Annotated in this window: 1 protein-coding gene and 1 pseudogene; both read right to left on the reverse strand. The window is 34.6% G+C overall.

Annotation, left to right across the window (positions count from 1 at the left end; genetic code table 11):
- A pseudogene (locus ACFIMG_RS09635) lies at positions 1-2,367 on the reverse strand (autotransporter outer membrane beta-barrel domain-containing protein); the annotation flags it as partial.
- Between the two features lie 972 nt (positions 2,368-3,339).
- Positions 3,340-3,489: a hypothetical protein gene (locus ACFIMG_RS09640; protein WP_375612614.1), complete on the reverse strand. Its 150-nt coding sequence runs from the start codon at positions 3,487-3,489 to the stop codon at positions 3,340-3,342.
- Positions 3,490-3,662: the final 173 nt, after the last annotated feature.

Here is a 3,662-nt window from a genome sequence, read left to right on the forward strand (position 1 = left end):
AAGCCTATCGGTTTTTTGATCGGCGATGGGTGCTCCATCACTCCATTGTGCGTTGAAGTAAATCTTTGCATCACCCGTTGCATTATAGACTTCTTGCGTGTTTGGTTTACCAGAACCTATATGCAATGTTTGGTAATGCTCTTCTGTTGGTTTCTCAAAAACAATGGAGCTGTTATCGAGATTAAGCGTGGAAATATCAGAACGAGATCTTTGAGCGATATCAAGGAGATTGCCATCATCATCTTTTTCATTGTTACTGATCTTCAACGTCCATTTTGTGTCGTTTTTCAGATCAAAGCGTGTTTGCCCATTTTCGTCATTTCTTACACCGCCTTGTAAGACAGAATGATCTGCGGTTAAAGTAAACATTTCAACAGGTTTTGTCTTCTGCTTTATGTTTTTGAATAACGTATCTGCAAGGATTTTTGAATTTTTGAGATTAATTTTCCCCATTGATTCATCGGTATTTATTCCAATACCATTTTCAACGATCAGATCTGTATTGGTCAAATTAACTTCACTGTTTTGCCAATCTTGTGGATTACTATTACTTAGGCCATTTAACTTATTTTTAGACAAATCTGCAAAATTCACCCCAGAAACCCCTGCTGTTGCAGAAGTATTTGCGAGATCAATATGTCCATTTCTGTTTATCTTTAGTGCAATTAGTGTTGCATCTATTTTGTTTTCAGCGCCATTGATCATCTTAATCGTGCTATTGGATGCGACAAGTCCAAAATCAACTTTTTCAATCGTTGTTTTTCCGTTTAATTCAATGACGCTATTTGCAGCAGCATTTACACCCATGCTGGGCAGTTCGATTCCCTCAATATTTGTTCTCTTCCCTTTTATCGTTAATTCTTCACTTGTGATTTTGCCTCCATCCGTTACATAAAGACCAAAGAGAGTCTTCGTAATCGTTGTTTTTCCTTTTAATTCAATGACGCTGTTTGGGCCCTCAGCTGATGCGCCTGTAACTGAACTTTCGCCATTTTCTGTGAGTGCAACATCTTTAACATTAATATATCCACCCAAAGTTGCATATAATGAATTATTACTCCCAGTAACAGTTCCTCCTGTCATGAAAATTTTTGATTGCTCACCAATGGCACTCAGCGCATTATGCTCAGATGAAATGATTTTCGCACCATTGTTTAAAGTAATGCTACTGCCGTTTTGAGCAATTATTGCTTCTCCTTTTGCCTCAAAAGATCCGCCGGTGATTGTTATTTGAGATTTGTTATCTGCTAAGATGCTGTTTTTTGCTTTCGTGACGGTTACATTATTTAAAGTGACAATACTTCCTTTGTCAGCACTTATTCCTTTATCCATAAGAAAGTCATCATTTCCGCTTGATATTTTTACATCTTTCAGCGTGTTTTCTTTGCTGGTGGTGTTAAGAAATGATGCACCTACTGCTTTGTCTCCTGTGACCTCAATCGATCCTCCGGTCATCTTGATTGTCGCATTATCACTTTCGGCTTTAACACCGATCGAAGCATTTTTAATTGTTGTGTTACCATTCAATTCAATAGTGCTGGAACCTCTTGCAAATGCACCGAATTTTGTTCCTTTACCATTTGCTGTGAGCACAACATCTTTAACATTAATATATCCACCAGCTTTTGTATATAATACACTATTGCTACCGGTAACAGTTCCCTCTGTCATAAAAATTTTTGATTGCTCACCAATGGCATTGAGCCCATCACCGTTAAGTGATGTGATTTTTGCCTTATTGTTTAAAGTAATGATACTACCGTTTCGAGCATTGATTGCTGTTTCGTTTGCCTCAAAAGATCCATCGATAACTGTTACTTGAGTTTGGTTATCTGCAAAGATGCTGTTTTTTGCTTTTTTAACAGTTATATTTTTCAAAGTGAGTTTACTTTTTTTTTCAGCTTTTATTGCGTTATAGGGTTCACTGTTTTCACTTGTTATTGTGACATTTTCCATATTTTCGTTACCAGCATTTAGCTGAATAGCGGTTTTATCAACATTGATAGAACCTCCTGTCATTTTGAATGTAGCGTTGTCCGATATATTAACGCCGTATTCATAAGAAGATTTAGTTCCAAGTGGAGCACCAATGATGGTATTGTCCGATAATTCAATCAAACTATCGGATCCTTTAACGGTGACAACGGTTGTAACAGATGGTAGTGTTGGAGAGGTACTCCCCAGCTTTAAATTCTTGCCGATGATTTTTCCACCCGTTTCTGCCCAAATATTCTCGTAGCTTTCTTTAGAGACTTCCATTTTTTTTCCATCAGAAACTTTAAGTTCTTCCGCTTGTGTGTTGTGGTAGGTCCCAAATAATAGAATTGCTGCAGTTGCTGTATACGATAAAAGAGATTTTTTAGACATTTATGTTCTCCTCACTTAAAACTAAGCTACAAATATTTTTTCTGTTTGCCATATCTCCACTTGTTATAAGAAGAACAAACAATATAAGAAAATAAATAATGGTCTATAAAAATATTCTTCTTGCTCACTAATTTTATAATTTACTTATAGTTTTATAATTTACTTATAGTCAAATTAAAAAACATAATAATTAATGTATATATTTACATTTAAGTCATATTATATTTATAGTTTTAGTTATTACGTGTTAAATATATAATTAAAAATATTAAAATGATATTTAAAGATAATATTATAAGCAAATGATCGTTGTTTGTTTGTACTTTTTAATGTTATCACAGTACTGTCATATATTTTGATGCATTAAGGAGAATAAAGGGGGGGACAGCATCGTTGGGAACAGCCGTCAGCAAAAATTAAAAAAGTTTACTTAATTTTAGATCTGAGGTGTTTTATATTGGATGTAATGTGTTTTATAAATATGCTAAAGAGTACTGATTGATGCTTTTATAAATCTTAGTTTCTTCTTGAGTATTTTGATAAAGTGGTTGATGTCTTTGTTTTTTGGGTGTATTTAATTAAATTATCTGCGTAAAGAAATATTTTGCAGTATGTTTCCTGTGTAAAGAGGAAAATAATAGTAGCTTGTGCTTTTTATCTACTTACGACAGTAAAACTTTACATTTTCTTTTTGCTTTGAGAAAAAGGGGAAGGGGATTTTATGAAGCAAGCGCGATTTATCAATAAACATATATGATTTATCAATAAATACATATAAGGTGTTTTTTCTGAAAGTTTTACTTTCACTTGGAGATGAAGCGCTTTGCGACATTTTTGTTTATGAGAGATAAATGCCATTCAATATCTAAGACAGCGTAAGGGGCAGATTTCTCAAAATCACTGAATTTATTCTCACCCTTAAGCATAACCACCCGCTTTAGTGCATATTTTCATTCTTTTGCGCAAAGACTGCTACACGCATTTCACGCTCCCCAATTCCAGCAAATTGGCAAGACCTTCCACAGCTGTCTTTTCAGGATTATAACGAAAGCGTTTTTTTGCCTGTGTACGAGCAACTACTTCAATCTGGTATGCATCAAAAACAATACCTAGCCTTGTCAATCAATAAATCTTGATGGAGATGATCTTGGGAGGATAAAGAACAAAAGCTATTCGAGCGATCTTTTTATGAAAGGGTGTCAAGAATAAAAAAAGGCAGCATATCGTGCTGCCTTTTTATTAAATTGAATAGAATGAATAGGCTTGCTTTTACAGCTTTGTGTTAAAACTGATAG

It is taken from the genome of Bartonella sp. AP11XZML (assembly GCF_042196445.1).
Lineage (GTDB): Bacteria > Pseudomonadota > Alphaproteobacteria > Rhizobiales > Rhizobiaceae > Bartonella.